Here is an 18,698-nt window from a genome sequence, read left to right as displayed (position 1 = left end):
CGGCATGTATGGGGAGATCCATCGAGCAAGTCCGGGGTCACCAGAGATTGCCAGGTGGTCGTTTCCATCGAGCGCCATCAAGGACTGACGCGTTCAAGGGGCGCTCATCCCCCTCCCGCGGAGGGCGAGCACACCCTTGTGGCCAGTGCCTGGTCACCGGCCTGTCCGGCGAGCCCGAGGCCCAGCCGCCCGCACCCCAGAGCTACCCACCCGCTGAGCATGTGCGCGTGAGGAGGGCGCGTCTGCCGGATCGCATGGAGAGGGCATGGTTGAGGCGGAACAGGGGGCGTGCCAGTGGCATCAAGCGGCGCAGGGAAGGTTTGTTGACGGTGACGGCCTGGGTGAGCACGGCGATGGAGCCTGCGGGAGTGCTGGCGCGGATGTCCCAGCGGATGTGGCCGGTGATGTCGCCGTCCAGTGCTGCTTCGAGCACCCGGCTGACGGGGTCCTCCACGAGTCGCTGCACGCGCATCGTCAGTTGGTAAGGGAGCAGCGCCCTGAGGGTCACCTCGGCTTCTCCTTCCCGGGTCAGTCGGGTGTGGCGCATCTCGGGCCACCATGAGGCGTAGTTCGCGATGTCGGCCAGTGTCGTGTAGAGGGCGTCGGGTGGGAGGGGTGTCCTCCAACGGCCGGTGAAGCGGACGTCGTAACGCGTCATGGGATTCCTCCCTGTGTTCGCACCGTCGTGCTGGGGGTGCGAGGCGGAGTCCGTGGGGTGGGTCGCGTGCGTGATCACGGGCTCCTGCCGACCAGCGTTTCGGCGATCAGCGAAAGGGCCTCGCAGTGGGGGCCGGCACCGACTTCGGCGATGGCCCGGAGCGCCTGATCGAGGTGCTCATCTGCCATCAGGCAGGCTGCCTGCACGGCTCCGAATCTCTCTGACAAGAAGGACATCTGCTCCAGCGGCACGCGCGGGTCGGACTCGTTGAGCAAGGCATGGCGGATGGCCGCGCGGCCCGCGCGGTCGGCGTTGCGGTGGGCCAGGAGGCCCGGCAAGATGGGGCGCTGGTTACGGACGTCGCTCTCCGCAGGCTTGCCTTTCGTTCCGGCAGGACCCGGGAGGTAGGGCAGGAGGTCGTCGCGGATCTGGAACGCGATGCCGAGGTGGGCGCCGAAGGTGCCCAGAGACTCGGCATCCCGCTCATCGCCGCCGCCAAGGATCGCACCGACGCGACACGCCGCCTCCAGCAACACCGCGGTCTTGTTCCGCGCCATCGCCATATATCGCTCAACCGGAACGGACAGATCACCCGGCATGGCGAGTTCGTCAAAAGTTCCGCGGCAGACCGCCTGACCGCCGTCGAACACGGCGAGGAAGCCGTCGCCCCCACCTACTGATGTCGGCCCGTCAGGGTGATGACTGCACCAGACCGGGCCTCGGGGAGCGCGCTCAGTTGTAATGGCTCTCGTCGACGGTCTGCATTGTGTCCCCGCCCGGATGCCATGTGCTGAGAGCGGATTTCCGGGAGATGCGCACCCGCCGGGCGACGAGCGGAGGGGGCAAGGCCCGTACGAGCCTGTCCCAAACGCCACGCTCAACACCGGTCACAGTCATAAGCCTGAGGCCGGCGTCCGGGTCGTACGCGGAGTTGACCTCCTCCAGAGCCTCGTCGAAGGTACGGCCCGGAAGAACCCGCAGGAACATGATGTCGTAAGCCACCGTCCCCAGCCTACGGGCCCACCCCCACCATCATCGAAGTCGTGCTGGGCCAGGCGGATGCCAGCCGAGCCGTCTGCCGTCTGCCGTCTGCCGTCTGCCGTCTGCCGTCTGCCGTCTGCCGGGAGGAATTGCCGCCTCTACAGCCTGGCTTGCAGTGTGCTGCGCTCAGCGCGGAACTCGTCCAAGAGGGAGAAGGACATCTCCATCGGCGGAGTACCCACTGCCTCAGCCGCCCGTTCGATCTCGGCAGCCCAGCCCAGGGCACTGGGGTACGCCTTACTCATCCGCTTCCCCCACGGCATCCCGACCGTCGGCGCCTGTGCGCAATCAAGACCTCCGGCCCTGCGAACGGCCACGGGTCCGTGTCCTTCCCGCAGTTGGGTCACCGGGCGAGTATGTGGCCGTCGTGGGGGCGATGGTCGCGGGAGCGGCGCAGGTCGGTGGTGACGTAGGTACGTTGCAGCCAGCGGTCTGATCCGTCGTAGCGGGGGTGAAAGGCGGTGCGCCCGTGGACGGTCACGCGGTTGTCGATGACGACCAGGTCGCCGGGGGTGAGGCGCAGGGTGCGGGCGGTCGCCTCGCAGGCGCGGCCGAATTCACTCAACGCTGTGGCGGCTCGGGGGGTGAGCGGGGTGGTGACGAGTTGGGCCATGCGTATGTCGGGGTCCTCGGCTGCTCCGGAGAGTACTGCTCGGGGCTTGGCGTCGGGCCCACTCGCGGCGTCGGGGCCGAAGGAGGGGGGCGGGGTGGTGCGGAACTCCGGTGTGAACAGGGCCTGGCGGCTGGCTGGGGTGAGGAGGGGCAGTGCCTGGCGGATGCCGGCGACACGCATGCCGGCGATCCGGTCGTGGTCGGCGCGCAGGCACAGGAAGACCACATAGTCGGGCGGGTGAGGGTGGAAGCCGTTCTCCGTGTGGAAGGACAGCGGCGTCGATCCGGCGTTGCCGTGGAAGGTCTCCTGCCCCGGCACGGGTACGACGTCCTGTACGAGGGCGCCTGATTTCTCGGCCAGGTACGCGAGAGGTTCGCCGAGTCCGCAGGCGACCATGGTGAGCACCGCGGCCGAAATCGTGGCCTGGCGCTGGACCGAGCCGGATACGGTCGGTGTCGGGGGCAGGGCCGCCTGATCGACGGGCAGGCCGCCGATCAGCAAGGTGCCGTTCGGGCCGGAATGTCGTCGAAACCGCCGCACCTCGCGGCGCAGCCGTAGCGGAAGGTCCTCCCAGGCATCCCGGGCCCGTTCCACCCACTCGGGGCTGTCGACCTGATCGATCCCGCCGGTGCACAGGGTGCGGGCCAGTCGCTCACACGCGTCGGTATCGGCCGGATCGAGTTCCCGGCTGGTCACGTCGGTGCTGGGGGTGCTGTCGGGCGTCGTGTCGGGCATCAGGGTCTCCTGCCGGGGCGTGGGCGGCGGACGCGCGGACTCACTTGTGGCGCAGGCTCGCCACGGCTTCGGCGACGTAGTGGTCCCCGAACCGGATCAAGGAGGCGTACTGGGCCGCGCGGCGATGGCGCATGAGCCGTAGTTCGGCGACGGCGTTGTCGGGCCCTTCGGGGTTCTGGGCGATGGAACGATCCAGATGCACCATCGAGTACGCGAGGGTGACGTGCCGTTCACCGTCGACGATGTCGGCTTCGAGGAGAGCGCCCCGTGCCTCGGCCAGCTCCGGGGCGTGAGCCGCCAGGTGCTCGTAGGAGTCGGGAACCACGGACAGCAGGTCCCTCATCGCCGCCCGGAACAGTTTGTAGCCGCGGTGTTGGCGCCCGCTCAACGGGATGTCCACCGACGGCGGCGCCATGGTGTGGCGTATCGACGCCCTGTAGTACTCGGCCGGGATGGTACTGGCGTGGGTCATGGCCGCCGGGAAGCCCCGCACGTACACCGTCGCGTCTGACAGCCGCAGCAGCGCGGCGTCGCTGTCGCCGTGCCGCAGACGGCTGGCGGCGTCGGCCACGGCGACCGCGGCGCAGACGTTGAACAGGACATGGACCTGATGGCCGATGAGCCACCGAGCACTCCACACGTCCTCCAACGACGCCTCCATACCAGGCTCCAGGACTGCCGCCGACGGCTCGGATTCGCGGCCGGTGCCCTGCGTCGCGCCGGTGAGGTCGACCACCGCCTGACGCATCCCGGCCAGCTCCAGTGCCAGGTCACCGCCCGACAGCGGAGCCTCACACAGGTCCTCCAGAGCGCGGTGGATGACCAGGACGCCGTGCAGGGCGGCCTGCTGATCGGACAGCTCTTGCTCACGGACCCGGAAGAAGGACTGGCTGATCGAATCGGCCGGCAGTGCCTCACCGACCACGGCCGGAGCCTGGTCCGACAGGGCGGCCACCAATGCACCGGCAGCTGCGGCGGCGTGCCGCAGCGCGAGAGTCCGCTCGACAGGCCTGGCATGGGTCGCCACCCCCGCCAGCACGCGCTCGGCCCGCTTGGCCTCGGCATCGACCCGCGGGCCCAGCGCCGGGGCGGACCGCCCGCCCCGGGGCTCGCGAAAGACAGCGACAGCAGGATGACCGGCAACCGGTGATAAGCCCATAGTCGAAGTACTTGGCCACCAACACGTCACTCGAAACCCTGATCCACGCCATTCCTGGACGGCGCCGTGGAGCGAGGTCAACGGCGGCAAACCGGTATCCGTCTGCCACGCGAAGACAGCAGGTGTCGGCTGACCGGAGTCGTCACCCGTAGCGCCGCCCCGTGGTTGTTTGCGGTCCGTAGACCGAGTCTTCCCCAGGGTTCGGGAACGGGTGAACCCAGCCGGTCACCCCATAACTACAAGAGTCCGGGACACCGGGATCGTGGGCAACGCCCCTGCTGCGCCATGAGCACGGCACAGTCCCTGCAGGCACGTTGGGTGGTGCGGATCATGCCTACGGCCCCGCCCCCGTTGCCCCACACACGCAGTATTCGGCATTCGGTCGTCGCCCGGCACCGGCCACAGTTCGACCGGAGCCCCGGCTTCCTGCAGTGCGTCGGCGGGGATTCGCTGTGTGAGCAAGCCACCAGGCTGTCCTCGTGGCCGTGGACGAGGAGGAACGGCGGCGCGCTGGAGTGGACTTGAGCAAGGGGGCTGGTTGCCGCCGCGTGCTCCAGGACGGTGGCCGGGGCCGCGCCGAGCATGAGCGCCTCAGGGGTGGCGTGTCTTCGTGAGTGAAGCAGCCCCGCGCGGTGGTCAGGTCGCCGGGTGCGCACCAGGTCACGGCGCCGACCAGGGACGGGTCGGTTGAGCCAGGGCGAGGAGTGAGGCGGGTGTCCGCCGGCGGATTCTCCCCACACCACTGTCCGCTGAGTGTCGATGCCGGGTTCTGCGGAGCGCAGGGTGAGCCAGCAGTGCGGTGCGCACGTCATCTAGCGGGACGGGGAAGGCGGCCTCGCCGCCGAGCCGGTAGTCGACGCAGGCGACGGCGAACCCCGCAGCCGCAATCCGCACGAACGGACACATACACACAGGTACCGGAGTTGAAGCGTCAGTCGGACGTAAACCGTCGGCGACGAGCTCGCAGTTGGCTCCCGGGTACCAACCACACCACCCCTGTGAACGGCGTCCGCGTGTGCGGGCATCGCAGTGGTCCGGCGAGACGGTCGACGGAGAGGGTCCGTGTGTCCGGCCGGCCTTGGACCGGCGCGGCGCCTATGCCGAGCCGGTCAGGGTCTTTCGAATGCTTCGCAGGGCCGTGAAGACGGAATGGCCGGTTGTCCTTCTGGGCCTCTCGCGAAGGGGGGCGTGGGATCGGTGCGGCGGATGAGCTGTCGTAGCTTGGTGCGGCTGTTGTGCTCGACCAGGATCGGTACGTAGTTGGTGATACGAGCGTCACGGAGCGGCTCGTAGCAGCCTTGCACGACATCCCGTACGACTGAGGCCGTCAGCAGGCCGGCGAAGGAGGCAGTCAGCCGGTCCGTGACCTCCTGAATGGGGTCGGGTAACGCAGTCTCGACGGTGTTCGCGCCCATGGCGCGCTCCTTACTGTCACGGACGACCGACCGCCGCAGCCGATCGGTTTCCGAGTGCCCGGCATCGGCCAGTCCACTTCCCACACTTGCACGGATCGTGGCCGCGGAAACAGCCCGCCGCATCTGTTCACCAACTCGCCATCTCGGACCGGCCGACCCGCGGACACATCCCTCACCGCCGTCCAAAGAAGCCACCTGTGCTGCGGGTCTTGTCGGCATCGGCGTCGTAGGGGCGTACGGGGCGTGCGCGAAGAACCGCAGGCGCCGCTCGGAGGTCCTCGCGTACATCGGTTGTCGGCACTCCACGCAGACAATCGGCGCGGGTGGCCTGACCTTCCACACCGCCTCCCACGCCTGACCACACCCCAAATCCGGCAGGTGCGAGAACACTGTTCCCCACTCAGCGTGCACTGCCCGAAACGCCATCCGACCTCCCCAATCGATGATCACCTCAGTGTGTCGCGGCGACCGCTGACAGCCGGTCCACTGACACCAAGATCAACTACTGGCGGCTTTTGGTCTACCTCGGGTATCGCCGAGGTACGGGTCAAAGGGGCAAATGAGTGGATCTTTGACCCGTGAACGCCCTGCTCAGGGCTGCGTGATCTGAGCGCGACTTCCGGCACCGGAGCGAGCCGGAGAGCTGTTTCCGCTGCTCAGATCCCTGCCGCAATCACCCGGCGGATTCGTTATGGGGTTGCTTCGGGCGGGATGGTGGGCTCGGGGCGGGGAAGCGTGTCCGGCTGTGGTGCCGTCCAGCTGGTGAGGAGTTGGAGGGAGCGGGCGGTTTCGGAGCCCGGTTCGACGTTGTAGACGCACAGGGTCTGGTCGCTTTCGCCGGGCGCTTGGAAGGACTCGTAGGAGAAGTGGAGGTCTCCGACGAGGGGGTGGTGGTAGGACTTGGCGCCGTGGGTGCGGCGCAGCACCCGGTGGTCGTTCCACCAGGTGGAGAACTCTGGTGACTTCAGGGTGAGTTCGCCGACCAGGTCGGCGAGCTGGCGGTCATGGGTGTTTCGGCCCGCCTCCAGGCGGAGGACAGCGACGGTTTCGGCGGCGATCCGCTCCCAGTCCCCGACACGTTGGCGGGCCTCGGGGTCCAGGAGGTAGTAGCGGGCCAGATTGCGACGAGGTGCGGGCAGGGCGTCGAAGTCGGTCAGGACCTCGCGGGCCAGGCGGTTGGATGCCAGGACGTCGGTGCGCCGGCCGAGGATGAACGCGGGCACATGGTCGAGGGTCTGCAGCATCAGGTGCAGGCCGGGGCGCACGCGCTGGGGGCTGGTCGCAGCGCGGCGGGCCGGTGTGGGGCGGGCCAGAAGGTCAGTGAGGTGCTCGCGCTCGGAGGGGTCCAGTTGCAGGGTGCTGGCGAGGGCTTCGAGTACTTCCGGGGAGGGATTCTGCGCGCGGCCCTGCTCAAGGCGGGTGTAGTACTCGGTGCTGACTCCGGCCAGGCGGGCGACCTCGTCGCGGCGCAGGCCGGGCACGCGACGGGCCCGGCCGTCATCGGGTAGCCCCGCCTGGTCGGGGGTTACCCGGGCACGGCGGGTGCGCAGGAAATCGGCGATCTCGCGACTACGGTTTTCCATGTCCCCAGTGTGGCGGGCGAGAGCGGCCACACTCCGGGGGTGGGTAGTACTGCCGGTACCTGCCTCGCGGATACCTGCCTGGGCAGGGCCCTTTCCGGCGCCCCATGAGGCGTCTGTGGGTGGTGTTCTTGTGGAGGGGCCGACGGCGAGAGGCCGCGGTCCCGACCCCCTCATCTCACCCACCTTGAAAGGTGTGTCTCATGACCGCGCAGACTTCCCTCCGCCCTCTCTCCGGCCGAATCGCGGTCGTCACCGGTGCCTCCAGCGGCATCGGTGAGGCGTCCGCCGAGCACCTGGCCGCCCTGGGAGCCCGAGTCGTCGTCCTGGCGCGGCGCGCGGACCGACTGGACGACTTGGTCGCCCGGATCGAGAAGAACGGCGGCCAGGCCCTCGCTGTGGCCGCCGACGTGACTGACACGGCGGCCGTGCAGGCTGTCGCCGACCGGGTGGCGGCCGAACTGGGCAACGCCGACCTGCTGTTCAACAATGCCGGCGTCATGCTTCCCGCCCCCGTCGAGGAGCTGGCCACCGACCAGTGGCAGCGCCAGATCGACCTCAACGTCACCGGCCTGATGAACACCATCGGCGCGTTCACGCCCCAGCTGGTCGAGGCCGCCGGTGAGCGCGGGGTGGCCGACCTGATCAACACCTCCTCGATCGCGGCGCAGAACATCTTCCCGACCTTCGCGGTCTACTCCGCCACCAAGGCGTACGTCACCCACCTGTCCCGGCACCTGCGGGCCGAGCTCGGTGCGAAGAAGGTGCGGGTGTCGGCGATCGAGCCGGGCATCGTCGGCACCGAGTTGCAAAGCCACGTCACCGATGAAGGCGCACTGGAGTGGCTGGCCGGCTCCAAGGAGACGATGGAATGGCTCACGCCGCAGGATGTCGCCCAGACCGTCGGGTTCATCGCCACCCTGCCGCCGCGGGTCAACCTGCAGCAGGTCACCATCATGCCCACCGGGCAGGCCAGCTGACCCTGGGATGCCGCAGACCGCCGCCCTCGCACAGCGGCGGCGGGGAAGCGGGCCCTACTCGCGCTGGCCCACCTGCGTTGCGGAGACACGTACGCGCAGCTCGGCCGGGTTCGCCACCGTGTACCGCTACGACCGCTCCTTCGCGAGCGTGTTCGAGGCGCGCTCTCCGACGCGGGCGACGAGGGTCCAGCGCGGAGAGGACGGCACGCACCACCACCGGCCTATCGGAAGCGTCTGTAGCAGGCGAGAGCGTGCCCCTCCCCTTCCATGCGTGCAGGTCGTGGTGCGCGTTCAGCGTGAGAGCGTGGTGACGGCGGCAGCGTGGACGCCGGGTGCGGCGGCCAGGAGGCTCTCGCTCTGCGGGGTCCAGGGGCGGCCTGCGGCGTCGGAGATCCGTCCGCCGGCCTCGGAGACGAGCAGGGCCCCGGGCAGCAGGTCCGCGCGGGCGCCGGCGAACTGCCAGAAGGCGTCGATCCGGCCGGCGGCCACGTTCAGCAGGTGCAGGGTTGCGGGCACTGCGGTGCGGACGACGAGCGCGTCGAAGAGCATCGCGGTGATCGAGGAACCGACGCGCCGCACGACCTTCTCGTCCTCGTCCGGCCGGGCCTGGCTGGTGGCCACGATGCTCAGGCCGAGGTCCGTGGTCTGGGAGACGTGCAGCGGCCGGCCGTCGAGATGGGCGCCCGCGCCGACGCGCGCGGTGCAGGTCTCGCCGGTCAACGGGAGGTGGACCGCGGTGAGCACCGGCTGGTTGTCGCGCACGAGGGTGGCGGTCACCGCCCATTCGGGCAGGGCGTGCAGGTGGTTGACGTTGCCTTCGGCCGGATCCACGACCCACCATTCGCCGGGCGGCAGCGCCCCGCCGTCGAGCTCGTCCTCCACCCATCCGGCGTCCGGGCGCAGGTGTGTGAGGCGGGGGCGCAGGACGGCGAGGGCGGTGTCGTCGTTGGCGGCGAGGGCGTGCATCAGCTCTTCGCGGGTCCGGTGGCGGACCACCTCGCCGAAGCGCTCGCGCAGCGCGGAACCGGCCGCGCGCACGGCGGTCGCGGTCTGGTCGAGCAGGTCGGCGTCGGAGGCGGCGGCGTCAAGGGTCTGAACGGTTTCGGGCATGGTGAACTCCCTTGCGGGCAGCGGGTGATGGGGCTGTCCGGATCGGACTGTGCGCTCTGTTCAGCGCTCTGGTCCCGAAGCTATACAGCACCTTGATTAACTTCAACTGCACGTAAAGCACGGCTAGGTTTACTCACATGCAATTGGATTTGAATCTGCTGGCCGTGCTCGACGCGCTGCTGGAGGAGGGCAGTGTGGCCGGGGCGGCCGCCCGCCTGCACGTCACCGCCCCCGCCATGAGCCGGAGCCTGGGCCGCATCCGGCGCACGACCGGGGATCAGATCCTGGTGCGCACCGGCCGCACGATGACACCGACCCCGTACGCGATCGCAGTCCGGGAACAGGTGCATGAGCTGCTGCACCAGGTCCAGGGGGTGCTGGCACCCAGCCGTGAACTCGATCTGGCGACGTTGGAGCGCACCTTCACCCTTCGCTGGCACGATTCCCTGGTCGCCTTGGGCGGCCTCGCACTGCTCTCGGCCGTACGGGAAGAGGCACCGGGCGTGCGATTGCGCTTCGTCGCGGAATCGAGCATCGCCACACCCGAGTTGCGGCGCGGCGAGGTGGACCTGGAGGCGAACGCCAACCCTCCGAGCGCACCGGACATCCGTGCCGAGAACGTGGGCGAGACCCCCCTCGTCGTCGCCCTGAGGCAGGGCCACCCCCTGACCTGTGACAGGACTCTCACCGCACAGCGGTACGCCGCCGCTGAGCACGTCACCGTCTCGCGACGGGGAAACCTCAGCAACGCCCTCGCGCGCCTCGGCCTCACCCGCCGCGTGGTGGCGACCGCGCCCACAGAAGCGGCCGCGCTGGAGTTCGCGCGCGGCTCCGACCTCCTGATCTGCGTCCCCGAAGCCACCACACGGTCAGCAGTCGCCGACCTCGGCCTGACCACGCTCCCCCTCCCGCTCGAACTACCGCCCGCACCGATATACCTGTCATGGCATCAGCGCTACGACACCGACCACGCCCACGCCTGGCTGCGCGGGCTGGCACGAACCGCGCTGGCCAGGGGCGGAACGGCGTCGTAGCCGGCACCGTCCAGCGACGGTCTGCCGTACGGCCAGCAGCGCCTTGCTGTTTCCCGAAGTGCGGACGCCGCTGGACCTACGACCGTCTCGACCAGCCCTGCGCAGAACTCGCCGCTCACCGGATCACCGACCGTATGGGCGACACCCTCACCGCCTGCACGGTCCACATGGCAGAGGCATACCAACAACTCGACGTCGCCACCGTCACCACACTGCCCTAGCGCAGAAGAACGCGGCCGGGTGACCCCGGTCGCCGTCGCTCGTCGAGATGGCGGTCAAGGAAAATAAGAAGTGCACGAAGGCAGTCCCGGGACCTGGGTCAGATCCTGGGACTTCGCGCACCCCGCCCGCCCGGGGGAAGAGGGCACGCCCGCGGCCCGGGAAGCCCCGCGCGGGGCCGTGGGAGTGACCACGGCCCGGGGCGGACGGCTGGCCACCCGACCGGTGACGGAACGCTCGTCCCGTACACCCCAGAGCAGTCAGGCCGGATTCCAGTCTTCAGGTCCCCCGCCGCGCCTGCAACCCCGCCTCCGCACCAGGCAACAGACACCGGAGTGGGAGACCGCTACGCGGTCCGCTCCGGAGTGGAGGGATAACGAATTCGCCCACGGCCACAGCATGCGACGCTGTCGCTACCTTGGGCAGCTGACGTCAGCAACTCCAAGATCTCCGACAGAGCGAGCTCACGCGGCCGCCCGCCTCCTGTCGCGGTGGATCGGCGTGCGCGCACCGGTCAGCGGGGCGCCCGTGCCGCCCTCCCGCAGCGCGATGATCTCGGCCGCGATGGACAGGGCGGTCTCCTCGGGCGTACGGGCGCCGAGGTCGAGGCCGATCGGCGAGCGCAGCCGCGCCAACTCCCCCTCTGTGACGCCGACTTCACGCAGCCTGCGCTCGCGGTCCTCGTGGGTGCGCCGCGACCCCATCGCTCCGACGTACGCCACCGGCAGCCGCAGCGCCTCCTCCAGGAGGGGCACGTCGAACTTGGCGTCGTGGGTGAGCACGCACAGCACGGTGCGCCCGTCGGTCCCGGTGCGCCGCAGATAGCGGTGCGGCCAGTCGACTACCACCTCGTCGGCCTCGGGGAAGCGGGCCCGGGTGGCGAAGACGGGCCGTGCGTCGCACAGGGTCACGTGGTAGCCGAGGAACTTGCCGGTGCGCACCAGCGCCGAGGCGAAGTCGACCGCGCCGAAAACAATCATGCGGGGCGGGGGCACGAGTGACTCGACGAAGAAGGTCAGCGGGCCTTCGTCGACGCCCTCGTCCGTGCACTCCAGGGCGAACGTGCCGGTGCGGCCCGCTTCCAGCAGGGCGTGTGCCAGGTCCGCCGCCGTGCGGGCCGACTCCGGCCGCCCGCCCAGGGTGCCCTCGTAGGAGGCGTCGGACCGGACAAAGAGCGCCCTGCCCAGCAAGCCGCCCGGGCCGTCCACGACCCGGGCGAGCGCGGCCGTCTCGCCCTCGGCTGCGGCGGACAGCGCCGCGCACAGCACCTCCCGGTCCGGCGCGGCGGCGGTCACCGGCGTCACCAGGACCTCGATCACTCCGCCGCAGGTCAGCCCCACGGCGAAGGCGTCCTCGTCGCTGTAGCCGAACCGCTCGCGCACCGGGCGGCCGTCCTGTAACGCCTGCCCGCACAGCTCGTACACCGCACCCTCGACGCACCCGCCGGACACCGAACCGATGGCCGTGCCCGCGCTGTCCACGGCGAGGGCCGCGCCGGGCCGGCGGGGCGCGCTGCCGCCGACGGCCACCACGGTGGCCACGGCGAAGTCCCGCCCCTTCTCGACCCAGCGCCGCAACTCCCCCGCCAGGTCAAGCAAGGGAGCCGTCCTCGGGAGCTGCTTGTCCGGCCGCCTGCGGGGCGCTCGCGGCCCGCAGGACGCGGTCGGGGCGGATCGGCAGGTCGCGGTGGCGTACGCCGGTGGCGTGCCAGACCGCGCTGGCGATGGCCGCCGCGACACCCACGATCCCGATCTCGCCGATGCCCTTGATCCCGCCGACCGGGTCGTCGGGCACCGGGTCGTCCACCCAGTCCGCCTCGATGAGGGGCACGTCGGCGTTGGCCGCGAAGTGGTAGCCCGCGAGGTCGGCGCCGACGTGCCCGCCGGACGCCTGGTCCCTGATCGCCTCTTCGTGCAGGGCCATGGACAGGCCCCAGGTCATGCCGCCCACCAACTGGCTGCGTGCGGTCAGGGGGTTGACGATCCGGCCCGCCGCGAAGATCCCGAGGAGTCGGCGGACGCGGACCTCGCCGCTGGTGACGTCCACCGCGACCTCGGCGAACTGCGCCCCGAAGGAGTGCCGTTCCTTCGGCGGGAGGGAGCCGACGAGATCGGCGGTGTTGGAGCGGGCGGTGATCCCCTGCGGCGGAATGTCTCCGCCCAGGGCCAGTTGCTCCCGCAGCTCCCCGGCGGCGGCCATCACGGCCCAGGCCCAGGAGCGCGTGCCGGTCGAACCGCCGGCGACCATCGCCGGCCCGAAGTCGCTGTCCGCGATGCGCACGTGGACGCGCTCCGCCGCCACTGAGAGCGCGTCGGCGGCGATCTGGGTCAGCGCGGTCCTGGCCCCGGTGCCGACGTCCGCCGCGGTGATGCGCACGGTGAAGGTGCCGTCGGCCTCGGCCGTCACGGCCGCCGTGGAGGGGGCGACGCCCGAGGGGTAGGTGGCCGCCGCCGTGCCGGTGCCGAGCAGCCAGCGCCCTTCGCTGCGCAGCCCGGGACGCGGGTCGCGGTCGGCCCAGCCGAAGCGGCGCGCGCCCTCCTGGAAGCATGCGTTCAGGTTGCGGCTGCTGAAGGGCAGTCCGGAGACCGGTCCCGCGGACGGCTCGTTGCGTGCCCGCAGCGCGATCGGGTCGATGCCGCACTTCTCGGCGAGCTCGTCCAGGGCGGACTCCAGGGCGAAGGACCCGGGCGCCTCGCCGGGTGCCCGCATCCAGGTGGGCGTGGGGACGTCCAGCGGGACGACGCGGTTGACGGTGTGGTGCGCGTCGGCGTCGTACATGATCCGCGCGAAGGAGGCGCTCTGCTCGACGAACTCGAAGACGGTCGAGGTGAGGCTCTGCGCCTGGTGGTCGAGGCCGCGCAGCCGGCCGTCCGCGTCGGCGCCGAGCCGGACGCGCTGCGCGGTGGGGCTGCGGTAGCCGACGACGGAGAACATCTGGTGACGGGTCAGTACGACGCGGACCGGGCGGTCCAGGACGGTCGCTGCCATCACGGCGAGCACCTGGTGGGGGCGGACGCCCTTGGAGCCGAAGGCGCCGCCGACGTGCTCGGAGCGCACGCGGACCGAGGCCGGATCGAGCGAGAACAGCGCGGCGAGTTCGTCCGCCACCCACTTGCTGCCCTGGTTGGAGTCGTGAACCTCCAGGCGGCCGCCCTCCCACCGGGCGGTGGCCGCGTGCGGCTCCATCGAGCTGTGGTGCTCCTCCGGCGTGGTGTAGCGGGCGTCCACGACGACGGCGGACGCGGCGAGTTCGGCTTCCAGGTCGCCCTTCGTGGTCTCGGCCTGCAGCATCGGGGAGTTCTCCGGCGTGTACGTGCCGGGGCGGCCCGCGTAGAAGGCGACGTCGTGCGGCTCGGTGTCGTAGCGCACCACCAGCGCTTCGGCCGCCTCCCTGGCCTGTTCGGAGGTCTCGGCGACGACCAGGGCGATCGGCCAGCCGACGAACGGCACGCGGTCGTGCTGGAACGCCGCCATGACGGGGTCGGGCCGACCGAGGAGACCGATGAATTCCCCGTTCACGCGCGGGGCGTTGCCGTGGTGCAGGACGGCGAGGACGCCCGGCATGGCGAGGACGGGGGCGTCCTCCACCTCCAGGATCCGGCCCCGGGCGACGGTGGAGGCGACCATCCATCCGTGAGCGAGGTCGGCGAAGGGGACCTCGGCGGCGTAGCGAGCCGCTCCGGTGACCTTGTCCCGGCCCTCGACCCGGCTGTGCGCGGCGCCGACCGCGCCTGTGGTGACGGGGGTTCCGGTCGTGGTGGTCATCGGACGGTCTCCTCGGCGGGGTCGGCCTGCTCGGCGAGTTCGGTCAGCACCGCCACGACGAGGTTGCGTGTCAGGGCCAGCTTGTAGCGGTTGTGGGGCAGCGGCTCGGCGGCGGCCAGTTCGGTGGCGGCGGCGGCCGCGAATGCCTCGGCGCTCGCCGGTCCGCCGATCAGCGCCCGCTCGGCGGCACGCGCCCGCCACGGCCGGGACGCGACGGCCCCCAGGGCCAGGCGCGCGTCGCGCACCACTCCCTCCTGTACGTCCAGGGCGGCGGCGACAGAGCCGATTGCGAACGCGTACGAGGCGCGCTCGCGGACCTTGCGGTAGCGGGAGTTGGCCGCGACCGGAGCGGGCGGCAGGGTGATCCCGGTGATCAGCGCTCCGCTCGGCAGCGCGGTCTCCAGGTGCGGGGTGTCCCCCACAGGCAGGTAGAAGTCCGTGATCGCCAGCTCGCCCGGCCCGGCGGCCGTCTCGTACGACACGACCGCGTCGAGGGCCGCGAGCGCGACGCCCATGTCGGAGGGGTGCACGGCGACGCAGTGCTCGGTGGCGCCAAGGATGGCGTGATTGTGGTGCTCCCCCGCCACGGCGGGGCAACCGCTGCCCGGAGAACGCTTGTTGCACGGCAGCGCGGTGTCGGTGAAGTATCCGCAGCGGGTGCGCTGGAGCAGGTTTCCGCCCACGGTCGCCATGTTGCGCAGCTGACCGGAGGCGCCGGCGAGCACGGCCTGCGCCAACGCCGGATAGCCGAGTCGCACCTGCGGGTGGGCTGCGAGGTCACTGTTGGTGACAGTCGCGCCGATGCGAAGGCCGCCGTCCGCCGTCGCCTCGATCCGGTCGAGCGGCAGTTCCCGTACGTCGATCAGCAGCGCGGGCCGCTCCACACCGGCCTTCATCAGGTCGACGAGGTTGGTGCCGCCGCCCAGGTAGCGCGCCTCGGGCTCCGCGCCGAGCAGCGCGACCGCGCCGCGGACGTCGTGCACCCGCTGGTAGCCGAACTCCCTCACGCCACCGCCTCCTTGGCGGTGTCCGTCGCGTCCCCGGCCGCCCGGGCGACCGCCGCCACGATCGCCACGTACGCCCCGCAGCGGCACAGGTTGCCGCTCATTCGCTCTCGGATCTCCTCGGCGCTGAGCGGTGGTGCTTCCGCTTTGGGGCTGACGTCGGCGCTGACGGCGCTGGGCCAGCCGGCCGTGTGCTCCTCGATCACTCCGAGGGCCGAACAGATCTGCCCCGGCGTGCAGTAGCCGCACTGGAAGCCGTCGAGGTCGAGGAAGGCCTGCTGCACCGGGTGCAGCCGATCGCCGTCCGCGACCCCCTCGATGGTGGTGATGACGCGGCCCTCGGCGGCGACCGCGAGTTGGAGGCAGGAGACCGCCCGGCGCCCGTCGACCAGGATCGTGCACGCCCCGCACTGGCCTTGGTCGCAGCCCTTCTTGGTGCCGGTCAGATCGAGTCGCTCGCGCAGGGCGTCGAGCAGCGTGGTGCGGTGGTCGACGGGCAGCGTGTGCTTCTCGCCGTTGATGTTGAGGGTGATGACGCTGGACGTCAACGGGGCCATGAACAGCCTTCTTTCACGTGCGTGGTGTGGACGGCGGGCGAGGCCGGGGGCCGGAAGGCCCCTGTCACGTGCGCCTGAGGCGTGTGCGCGAAGCAAAGGGGTACGGAGACGAAGGGCGGGGCCGAGATGGGCGGCATGTGCGGCGGAACGCGGCCCGATCGCGCGGCCCTCCGACCAGCTGCACGGGCTCCGCGTGCCGCTATGGTGCAGTCAAGCGGACAATTGTCCGTTAGCCTCGAACCTAACGGACAGCTGTCCGCTTAGCAAGAGGACTTCGGGCACGAGTCCCAGGGGCGCCGGAGTACCGGGCGTCGGAAGGAGGACGGATGCGGCACAAGAAGGACGCACCCCTGCGCTCGGACGCCCTGCGCAACCGCGAGCGCATCCTGGAAGTGGCCTTGGAGGAGCTGACCTGCTCGGCCGACACGCCGCTGAGCTCGATCGCCAAGAAGGCCGGTGTCGGGCAGGGCACGTTCTATCGCAACTTCCCCAACCGCGAGGCGCTCGTCCTGGAGGTCTACCGCTACGAGGTCCAGCAACTCTCGGACGCGGCGGCGCACCTCGTCCAAACCCGGCCGCCGGACCGGGCGTTGCGGGAATGGATGGACCGCCTGGCCCAGTACGTGATGGCGAAGGTCGGTCTGGCGGCAGCCCTGCGCGGCGGCACCACGGCCTACCGCACCCTGGGCGCCCTGGGCCACGCCCCCATGGTCGCGGCGGTATCGATGCTGCTGCGGGCGAACGAGGAGGCGGGCACGATCCGTCCCGGAGTGACGCCCGACGACTTCCTGCTCGCAATTGCCGGGCTGCTCCAGATCGACCCGCACAGCGACTGGCAGACACGCTCGACCCGTCTCCTCGACCTCGTCATGGACGGGCTGCGGACGGGCGCACCGGGTTCCTGAGGGGTCGCGCCGGTGCAGGTGCGGCACGTGCAGGTAGCGGGCGCGGGACGAGCGTTCGGCGTGTTCGGCCGCGTGGGCCCGTTCGGCGGCCGCGGCGAAAGCGCGTGGACGGTGCGCCGCTCGCACATGGGGCAGATCATGCAGGACCGGGGCAGCCTCACGGCCCTCCCGTCACCGTCGACGTACGTGGCCGCGAACAAGGATGTCCGGAAGCATCCGAACTCCAACGAAGCCTGGCGGAGCACGGGTTGGCGATCTCGGCGGGGGAAGGTGTCCGCTTGACTATCAGCGACCCGACGGGCCGGTAGTCGATCTAGCCGTCTCCCGGGTCAAGAGCGCGGACCCGGGTAAGCGCCCACGGAGTACTGCTGATGAACCCTGGCAGGCCGGGTGGGGGATCGCCAGGTGCCCTCGATGCGGGTCAGTACTCAGCCGGGCCAGCCTGCAGCCCCGGACAGGATGCGTTCTCAGCTTAGACGGTGCCCTGTGTGGTGAGGCGGATGTATCGCTTGTAGCAGCAGAGGGCGGCGGCGAGGCCGAGAAAGGCCAGGTAGTTGCGGGGGCGGCGTTCGTAGTGGGGGCTCAGCCGGCGGTAGCCGGTCAGCCAGCTCATGGTGCGCTCGACCGCCCAACGGTGGCGCCCCAGACGCTCACTGGACTCGATGCCCTTGCGGGCGATCCGTACGCCAATGCGCTTGCCGCGGACCCATTTCCGCAGGTCGGGCTGGTCGTACGCCTTGTCGGCGTGGAGCTTGCGCGGCTTGTAGTACCGGCCCCGGTCGGGATCGTGTCTCGATCGGAGCCCGGCGACCATGGCCTTCAGCCCCTGGCAGTCCTGGGTGTTGTCACGTGAGATACCGACCACGAGAGGCAGTCCCGACCGGTCGGACAGAATATGCATCTTGGAACCGGGTTTACCCCGGTCCACGGGGCTCGGACCTGTGAGTTCGCCCCCTTTTTTTTGGCCCGCACATGAGCGGTGTCGAGAAGGACGCGGGAGAGGTCGAGCAGGTCTTTCTCAGCGAGTCTGTCGAGCACGGCCCGGTGCAGCCGACCCCACACACCCGCCCGCGACCAGACCAGGAACCGGCGGTGGGCGGTCGACTTCGAGATACCGAAGCACGGCGGCAGAGCCCGCCGGGCGCAGCCGCTGACCAGCAGGTAGATGATGGCCACGAACAGCGTCTCATCAGGTCTGTCCCGTGTTCCGCCGTCCTGTGGCCGCACCTTGGAGGGTGGGATCAACGGCTTCGCGATCTCCCACAGCCCATCCGGAACAATCCAACTCCACGTCCCCTGCCCCATATTGAGGTCCTGCCCCCCCACACAGCGACAGTCCTGGTCCGGTGCCCCGGACCAGGACAAGGACCAGGGTCCTGGTCGGGAGCCCGGGAGGGACCCAGGTCCCCGGTCCTGATCATCCGCTGCCACGACGACCGGTTGCCCTCTCCGGTGATGGGCTGGAGCCTGGCTGGGAGCCCCCTGGCAGACGTCCGCACTCAAGTCCGTCCGCCGGAGGACATCATGATCCGCGCCTTGAGCCGGTACTCCACCAGACATCGCGTGGGCGACCAGCACCGTCACCGTGGTGGCGTCGGGGTCAGGGCGATAAGTGCGACACCCAGCACCGCCCAGAGGGCGATGACCTCCCACGGTGCTCTCCGCACTCGTCCTCTCACTGGTGCTGGTCCCCGCCCTGGCCACACTCCTCGTCCGGAGCGTCTGGTGGCCCCCCACACACACGGCCCACCGCGGGCGGCCTGCTCCAGCGACCTACGACCACACTCGCCACGGCGCCCGTCACATCAAGCCGGACTCGGTGAGCAGCACCAGTGGCCGGTGGGCCCACGATCAGCCGACCTGAGTCAACCGCCTCATGCGGCGCGGCCCGCCTCGCAGTGCGGACCCCTTCCGCCACGGGCC

Annotated in this window: 17 protein-coding genes and 1 pseudogene; 4 read left to right on the top strand and 14 right to left on the bottom strand. The window is 70.5% G+C overall.

Annotated elements, in window-relative coordinates:
• Window positions 1-202 precede the first annotated feature (202 nt).
• The 8 genes from OHA17_RS39470 to OHA17_RS39435 all read right to left on the bottom strand — a co-directional run bounded on the left by OHA17_RS39470 (window position 203) and on the right by OHA17_RS39435 (window position 7,204).
• A complete protein-coding gene (locus OHA17_RS39470) occupies window positions 203-658 on the bottom strand; it encodes an SRPBCC family protein (protein WP_406510559.1) in 456 nt (151 codons plus the stop codon).
• A 74-nt stretch (window positions 659-732) separates the two neighbouring features.
• The gene (locus tag OHA17_RS39465) at window positions 733-1,308 is read right to left on the bottom strand and encodes a polyprenyl synthetase family protein (protein WP_406510558.1); all 576 of its coding nucleotides are present in this window, start codon (window positions 1,306-1,308) and stop codon (window positions 733-735) included.
• Window positions 1,309-1,390: 82 nt separating this feature from the next.
• Window positions 1,391-1,660: a hypothetical protein gene (locus OHA17_RS39460; protein WP_406510557.1), complete on the bottom strand. Its 270-nt coding sequence runs from the start codon at window positions 1,658-1,660 to the stop codon at window positions 1,391-1,393.
• A gap of 382 nt (window positions 1,661-2,042) precedes the next feature.
• Window positions 2,043-3,047, bottom strand: a complete 1,005-nt coding sequence (locus OHA17_RS39455; protein ID WP_406510556.1) for a TauD/TfdA family dioxygenase — start codon at window positions 3,045-3,047, stop codon at window positions 2,043-2,045.
• Between the two features lie 40 nt (window positions 3,048-3,087).
• Complete coding sequence (locus OHA17_RS39450; protein WP_406510555.1) at window positions 3,088-4,074, bottom strand: hypothetical protein; 987 nt, start codon at window positions 4,072-4,074, stop codon at window positions 3,088-3,090.
• A gap of 368 nt (window positions 4,075-4,442) precedes the next feature.
• Window positions 4,443-4,790 carry a hypothetical protein gene (locus OHA17_RS39445; protein ID WP_406510937.1) on the bottom strand — a complete coding sequence of 116 codons (348 nt, stop codon included), beginning with the start codon at window positions 4,788-4,790 and terminating at the stop codon, window positions 4,443-4,445.
• Window positions 4,791-5,315: 525 nt separating this feature from the next.
• Window positions 5,316-5,621, bottom strand: a complete 306-nt coding sequence (locus tag OHA17_RS39440; protein WP_406510554.1) for a three-helix bundle dimerization domain-containing protein — start codon at window positions 5,619-5,621, stop codon at window positions 5,316-5,318.
• 689 nt (window positions 5,622-6,310) lie between these two features.
• A complete protein-coding gene (locus OHA17_RS39435) occupies window positions 6,311-7,204 on the bottom strand; it encodes a helix-turn-helix transcriptional regulator (protein WP_406510553.1) in 894 nt (297 codons plus the stop codon).
• A gap of 200 nt (window positions 7,205-7,404) precedes the next feature.
• On the opposite strand from OHA17_RS39435, the gene OHA17_RS39430 reads away from it, so the two are divergent.
• Together OHA17_RS39430 and OHA17_RS39425 are read left to right on the top strand one after the other, a co-directional pair.
• Entirely contained in the window at window positions 7,405-8,181 is a 777-nt protein-coding gene (locus OHA17_RS39430; protein ID WP_406510552.1) for an SDR family oxidoreductase, read from the top strand.
• A 21-nt stretch (window positions 8,182-8,202) separates the two neighbouring features.
• Window positions 8,203-8,353, top strand: a pseudogene (locus tag OHA17_RS39425) (IS5/IS1182 family transposase); the annotation flags it as partial.
• 119 nt (window positions 8,354-8,472) lie between these two features.
• On the opposite strand, the gene OHA17_RS39420 reads toward OHA17_RS39425, so the two are convergent.
• On the bottom strand, window positions 8,473-9,291 hold the full coding sequence (locus OHA17_RS39420) for a 3'(2'),5'-bisphosphate nucleotidase CysQ (RefSeq protein WP_406510551.1): 819 nt from the start codon (window positions 9,289-9,291) through the stop codon (window positions 8,473-8,475).
• A 137-nt stretch (window positions 9,292-9,428) separates the two neighbouring features.
• On the opposite strand from OHA17_RS39420, the gene OHA17_RS39415 reads away from it, so the two are divergent.
• Entirely contained in the window at window positions 9,429-10,325 is an 897-nt protein-coding gene (locus OHA17_RS39415) for a LysR family transcriptional regulator (protein WP_406510550.1), read from the top strand.
• Window positions 10,326-11,008: 683 nt separating this feature from the next.
• On the opposite strand, the gene OHA17_RS39410 is transcribed toward OHA17_RS39415, so the two are convergent.
• The 4 genes from OHA17_RS39410 to OHA17_RS39395 are packed head-to-tail and all read right to left on the bottom strand — an operon-like array spanning window position 11,009 to window position 15,870.
• Window positions 11,009-12,142 (bottom strand): XdhC family protein, encoded by a 1,134-nt coding sequence (locus tag OHA17_RS39410; protein WP_406510549.1) that lies wholly within the window; start codon window positions 12,140-12,142, stop codon window positions 11,009-11,011.
• Window positions 12,135-14,309, bottom strand: coding sequence for a xanthine dehydrogenase family protein molybdopterin-binding subunit (locus tag OHA17_RS39405; protein WP_406510548.1), 2,175 nt, complete (start codon window positions 14,307-14,309; stop codon window positions 12,135-12,137). Before OHA17_RS39405 ends, OHA17_RS39410 begins: the two co-directional genes overlap by 8 nt.
• A complete protein-coding gene (locus tag OHA17_RS39400; RefSeq protein ID WP_406510547.1) occupies window positions 14,306-15,316 on the bottom strand; it encodes an FAD binding domain-containing protein in 1,011 nt (336 codons plus the stop codon). Before OHA17_RS39400 ends, OHA17_RS39405 begins: the two co-directional genes overlap by 4 nt.
• The gene (locus OHA17_RS39395) at window positions 15,313-15,870 is read right to left on the bottom strand and encodes a (2Fe-2S)-binding protein (protein ID WP_406510546.1); all 558 of its coding nucleotides are present in this window, start codon (window positions 15,868-15,870) and stop codon (window positions 15,313-15,315) included. The genes OHA17_RS39400 and OHA17_RS39395 overlap by 4 nt, the downstream gene beginning before the upstream one ends.
• Window positions 15,871-16,196: 326 nt before the next feature.
• On the opposite strand from OHA17_RS39395, the gene OHA17_RS39390 reads away from it, so the two are divergent.
• A complete protein-coding gene (locus OHA17_RS39390) occupies window positions 16,197-16,775 on the top strand; it encodes a TetR/AcrR family transcriptional regulator (protein WP_398880797.1) in 579 nt (192 codons plus the stop codon).
• A 472-nt stretch (window positions 16,776-17,247) separates the two neighbouring features.
• On the opposite strand, the gene OHA17_RS39385 is transcribed toward OHA17_RS39390, so the two are convergent.
• A protein-coding gene (locus OHA17_RS39385; protein ID WP_406510545.1) for an IS5 family transposase occupies window positions 17,248-18,080 on the bottom strand; the annotation gives its coding sequence in 2 pieces (ribosomal slippage) (window positions 17,248-17,736 and window positions 17,739-18,080; 831 coding nt in all).
• Between the last annotated feature and the right edge of the window lie 618 nt (window positions 18,081-18,698).

Source organism: Streptomyces sp. NBC_00212 (assembly GCF_045206365.1).
In the GTDB taxonomy this organism is placed as follows: domain Bacteria; phylum Actinomycetota; class Actinomycetes; order Streptomycetales; family Streptomycetaceae; genus Streptomyces.
The sequence above is the reverse complement of the archived record's forward strand: the minus strand, read 5'-3'. Positions and strand labels throughout refer to the sequence as shown.